Annotated in this window: 5 protein-coding genes; all 5 read right to left on the reverse strand. The window is 68.9% G+C overall.

All coding sequences use genetic code 11. The features are described 5' to 3' along the window. Nucleotides 1–618, reverse strand: a 618-nt coding sequence (gene nuoE, locus ACYVE9_RS16340) for an NADH-quinone oxidoreductase subunit NuoE (RefSeq protein ID WP_461028595.1), incomplete at its 3' end; no start/stop codon positions are given. Nucleotides 619–635: 17 nt separating this feature from the next. After that, a complete protein-coding gene (locus ACYVE9_RS16345; RefSeq protein WP_461028592.1) occupies nt 636–1976 on the reverse strand; it encodes an NADH-quinone oxidoreductase subunit D in 1341 nt (446 codons plus the stop codon). Beyond that, the gene (locus ACYVE9_RS16350) at nt 1976–2659 is read right to left on the reverse strand and encodes an NADH-quinone oxidoreductase subunit C (protein ID WP_461028596.1); all 684 of its coding nucleotides are present in this window, start codon (nt 2657–2659) and stop codon (nt 1976–1978) included. Before ACYVE9_RS16350 ends, ACYVE9_RS16345 begins: the two co-directional genes overlap by 1 nt. A gap of 176 nt (nt 2660–2835) precedes the next feature. Beyond that, nucleotides 2836–3390, reverse strand: coding sequence for a NuoB/complex I 20 kDa subunit family protein (locus tag ACYVE9_RS16355; protein ID WP_461028593.1), 555 nt, complete (start codon nt 3388–3390; stop codon nt 2836–2838). Nucleotides 3391–3464: 74 nt separating this feature from the next. Continuing rightward, nucleotides 3465–3824: an NADH-quinone oxidoreductase subunit A gene (locus tag ACYVE9_RS16360; RefSeq protein WP_461028594.1), complete on the reverse strand. Its 360-nt coding sequence runs from the start codon at nt 3822–3824 to the stop codon at nt 3465–3467. Nucleotides 3825–4603: the final 779 nt, after the last annotated feature.

The following is a 4603-nucleotide window of genomic DNA, read 5'->3' on the forward strand; positions in this document are numbered from 1 at the left end:
TCCGGCGCCGCCGGTGGCCTCGACCGCGCCGGGGCGCTCGTCGGGGAAGCCGGCGAGGATGCGCGCGGTGTCCTTGAAGGTGCACAGCGGCGCGCCGCGGGTCGGGGCGACCTCACGGCCGGCCCGCAGGTCGTCGACGAGCTGCTTGGCGGACTCGATCGTCTGGTTGTCGAAGAACTCCCAGTTGACCATCACCACCGGTGCGAAGTCGCAGGCGGCGTTGCACTCGATGTGCTCCAGCGTGACCTTGCCGTCCTCGGTGGTCTCGCTGTTGGCGACCTGGAGGTGGTCCTGGAGCGCCTCGAAGATGGCGTCGCCGCCGAGCACCGCGCACAGCGTGTTGGTGCACACGCCGACCTGGTAGTCGCCGCTGGGCTTGCGGCGGTACATGGAGTAGAAGGTCGACACGGCGGTGACCTCGGCCGTGGTGAGGCCGAGCACGTCGGCGCAGAACCGCACGCCGGTCCTGGTGACGTGGCCCTCCTCGGCCTGCATCAGGTGCAGCAGCGGCAGCAGGGCCGAGCGGCTGTCGGGGTAGCGGGCCACGATCTCCTTGGCGTCCGCTTCGAGCCGGGCCCGGACATCGGCCGGGAAGTCGGGGGCGGGCAGTTGCGGCATGCCCAGTTGCACGTCCGTCACCGGTCGACACCTCCCATCACGGGGTCGATGGATGCGACGGCGACGATGACGTCGGCGACCTGGCCGCCCTCGCACATCGCTGCCATGGATTCCAGGTTGGTGAAGGACGGGTCGCGGAAGTGCACCCGGTGGGGGCGGGTGCCGCCGTCGCTGACGACGTGCACGCCCAGTTCGCCCTTGGGCGACTCGACCGCCGCGTACGCCTGCCCGGGCGGCACCCGGAAGCCCTCGGTCACCAGCTTGAAGTGGTGGATGAGCGCCTCCATGGAGGTGCCCATGATGTTCTTGATGTGGTCGAGCGAGTTGCCGAGGCCGTCGGGGCCGAGGGCGAGCTGCGCGGGCCAGGCGATCTTCTTGTCGCCGACCATCACCGGTCCCGGTTCGAGCCGGTCCAGGCACTGCTCGACGATGCGCAGCGACTGCCGCATCTCCTCCAGGCGGATCAGGAACCGGCCGTAGGAGTCGCAGGTGTCGGCGGTCGGCACGTCGAACTCGTAGTTCTCGTAGCCGCAGTAGGGCTGCGCCTTGCGCAGGTCGTGCGGCAGTCCGGCGGAGCGCAGGATCGGGCCGGTCGCGCCGAGCGCCATGCAGCCGGCCAGGTCGAGGTGGCCGACGTCCATCAGCCGGGCCTTGAAGACGGGGTTGCCGGTGCAGAGCTTGTCGTACTCCGGCAGGTTCTTGCGCATCTTCTTGATGAACTCGCGCAGCGCGTCGATGGCACCGGGCGGCAGGTCCTGGGCGAGTCCGCCGGGCCGGATGAACGCGTGGTTCATGCGCAGGCCGGTGATCAACTCGAAGAGGTCCAGGACGAGTTCGCGGTCCCGGAAGCCGTAGATCATGACGGTGGTGGCGCCCAGCTCCATGCCGCCGGTGGCGATGGCGACGAAGTGCGAGGAGAGACGGTTCAGCTCCATCAGCAGGACCCGCAGCACGGTGGCCCGGTCCGGGATGTCGTTCTCGATGCCGAGCAGCTTCTCCACCGCGAGGCAGTACGCCGCCTCGTTGAAGAACGGCGTGAGGTAGTCCATCCGCGTCACGAAGGTCGTGCCCTGCGTCCACGTGCGGTACTCGAGGTTCTTCTCGATGCCGGTGTGCAGGTAGCCGATGCCGCAGCGGGCCTCGGTGACCGTCTCGCCGTCGATCTCCAGGATGAGCCGCAGCACCCCGTGGGTGGAGGGGTGCTGGGGGCCCATGTTGACGATGATGCGCTCGTCGTCGGTCCTGGCCGCGGCGGCGGCGACCTCGTCCCAGTCTCCGCCGCTGACGGTGTAGACGGTGCCCTCGGTCGTCTCTCGGGTACTGGCCGTCGGGGTGGCGGCCTGCGAGGTGTTGCTCATTAGCTGTACGACCTCCGCTGGTCGGGAGCCGGGATCTGGGCGCCCTTGTACTCGACGGGAATGCCGCCGAGCGGGTAGTCCTTGCGCTGCGGGAAGCCCTGCCAGTCGTCGGGCATCATGATCCGGGTGAGCGCCGGGTGGCCGTCGAAGATCAGGCCGAAGAAGTCGAAGGCCTCCCGCTCGTGCCAGTCGTTCGTCGGGTAGACCTCGACGATCGAGGGCAGGTGCGGGTCCGCGTCCGGCACCGACACCTCCAGCCGGATGATCCGGTTGTGGGTGTAGGAGCGCAGGTGGTAGACGGCGTGCAGCTCGCGCCCCTTGTCACCGGGGTAGTGCACGCCGCTCACGCCCGAGCAGTACTCGAACCGCAGCGCGGGGTCGTCGCGCAGCGTGCGGCAGACGATCAGCAGGTGCTCGCGGGCGATGTGGAACGTCAGCTCGTCGCGGTCGACGACCGTCTTCTCGATGGCGTTGTCCGCCAGCAGCCCCTGTTCCTCCAGGGCTCCTTCGAGTTCGTCGGCGACCTCGTCGAAGTACGAGCCGTAGGGGCGGGCACTGGCCCCGGGCAGCCGGATCGTGCGGACCAGGCCGCCGTAGCCGGAGGTGTCACCGCCGGTGGACGCGCCGAACATGCCGCGCCGCACGTCGATGACCTCGCCGGCCTCCGCGCGCTGGGTGGGCAGTTCCTCCCGGCTGACGCCGGCGTCGTGCTGGTCGCGGGAGTCCGGCGCCGGGTTGGCGGGCTCGCCGGCGGGCGCCTTGCCGTCCCCCGGCTTGCTGTCCGTCGGCTTGCCGGCCTCCGGCTTCTTGTCCTCCGGGGCGTCGGCCGGCTTCCGGTTCTTGTCGGCGTTCGCGTCGCTCACCGCAGCAGCCCCTTCATCTCGATCGTCGGAAGCGCCTTGCGTGCTGCTTCCTCCGCCTCGCGGGCCGCCTGCTCGCGGTTCACGCCGAGCTTCTCCTCGCGGATCTTCTCGTGCAGTTTGAGGATGGCGTCCAGCAGCATCTCGGGGCGCGGCGGGCAGCCCGGCAGGTAGATGTCGACCGGCACGATGTGGTCGACGCCCTGCACGATCGCGTAGTTGTTGAACATGCCGCCCGACGAGGCGCAGACACCCATCGAGATGACCCACTTGGGGTTCGGCATCTGGTCGTAGACCTGCCGCAGCACCGGCGCCATCTTCTGGCTGACGCGCCCGGCGACGATCATCAGGTCGGCCTGGCGCGGGGAACCGCGGAAGACCTCCATGCCGAAGCGGGCCAGGTCGTAGCGGCCGGCACCGGTGGTCATCATCTCGATGGCGCAGCAGGCGAGGCCGAACGTGGCCGGGAAGACGGATGACTTGCGCACCCAGCCGGCGGCGTTCTCAACCGTTGTGAGCAGGAAGCCGCTCGGCAGCTTCTCCTCGATTCCCATCTGGTGTCGCCCCTATCTCTGATCGGCGGGTGGCGTGTGTCGGGCCTGGTGGGCGGCCCGGGGTCCGGTTCCGGTCAGTCCCACTCCAGTCCGCCCCGGCGCCAGTCGTAGGCGTAGGCGACGCCGATCAGGCCGACGAAGATCAGCATCTGGACGAGGCCGAACATGCCGAGGGCGTCGAAGTGGACGGCCCACGGGTAGAGGAAGACGATCTCCACGTCGAAGACGATGAAGAGCATCGCCGTGATGTAGTACTTCACCGGGAAACGACCGCCACCGGCGGGCATGGGAGTGGGCTCGATGCCGCACTCGTACGCCTCGAGCTTGGCGCGGTTGTAGCGCTTGGGGCCGATGATCGAGGCCATCACCACGGAGAACACCGCGAAGGCCGCCCCGAGGGCTCCGAGCACGAGGATGGGCACGTAGGCGTTCACCGCACCTCGCTCCTTCCAGTCGCCGCTGACTAGCTGGGTCCGCTGCGAGCGAGTGCGCCACCTCTTGCGGTTGCAGAGATCGTGCAATTGTGAGGCAGTTCACAAGCCCGAGCGGACTGCATACTATGCCGACACCTCTGTGACATGCGACACGGGGTACCGCACCGACTTTGTGATCTTCAACACCAGCTGATCCACTTGCGGTTGGCGAGTGCACGGATCTTCATACGCGAAGCCCGCAATCGGCTACCGAACGTAGTTTTCCGCCGCTCGTGCGCAGGCCACAGCGCCGCTCGTTTAACAAAGGCTTGCCTAACCATGCAAGTTCGCAATGGACATCCGAACGTGCTAGGCGGAGACACCGACCACCGGCGCGGCGCACACCGGGCGTTGACCCTGCGTACTCGATCAACTGCTTTGTGCGCACGGGCACAAGCGGACGGCAGGGCAAGCGCCGTGGCGGGCCCGTCCAGACACGTGCACCGTCACCCGAAAGCCTGAGCCACTCCCGCCCCGGCCACGTACCCACCGGAATGCCCGCGGGCAGGCGGGCCGGGCGTGGGCGTAGGGGAGGCGGCGGGTTACTCGCGCCCTCCCGCGCGGGGCTACCGGGGCCGGGCCCCGGACCGGCCTTCCGCCGGGGCGGGTTCGGCGTCCCGGCAGTCGCGACAGCGCTCACCCGGAGTGGCCGAACGGATCGCGCGGTCGCAGCCGTCGCAGGTGCGCAACGGAGGCGGTGCCGGATGCGCGGAGGAGTTAAGACGTGTGCTCTGCCGATC

The organism is Streptomyces sparsus (assembly GCF_054776295.1).

Excerpts from the sequence above, each read along its gene's own strand:
- ACYVE9_RS16355 (WP_461028593.1), bottom strand. The coding sequence starts at position 3,390 with ATGGGAATCGAGGAGAAGCTGCCGAGCGGCTTCCTGCTCACAACGGTT.
- ACYVE9_RS16345 (WP_461028592.1), bottom strand. The coding sequence starts at position 1,976 with ATGAGCAACACCTCGCAGGCCGCCACCCCGACGGCCAGTACCCGAGAG.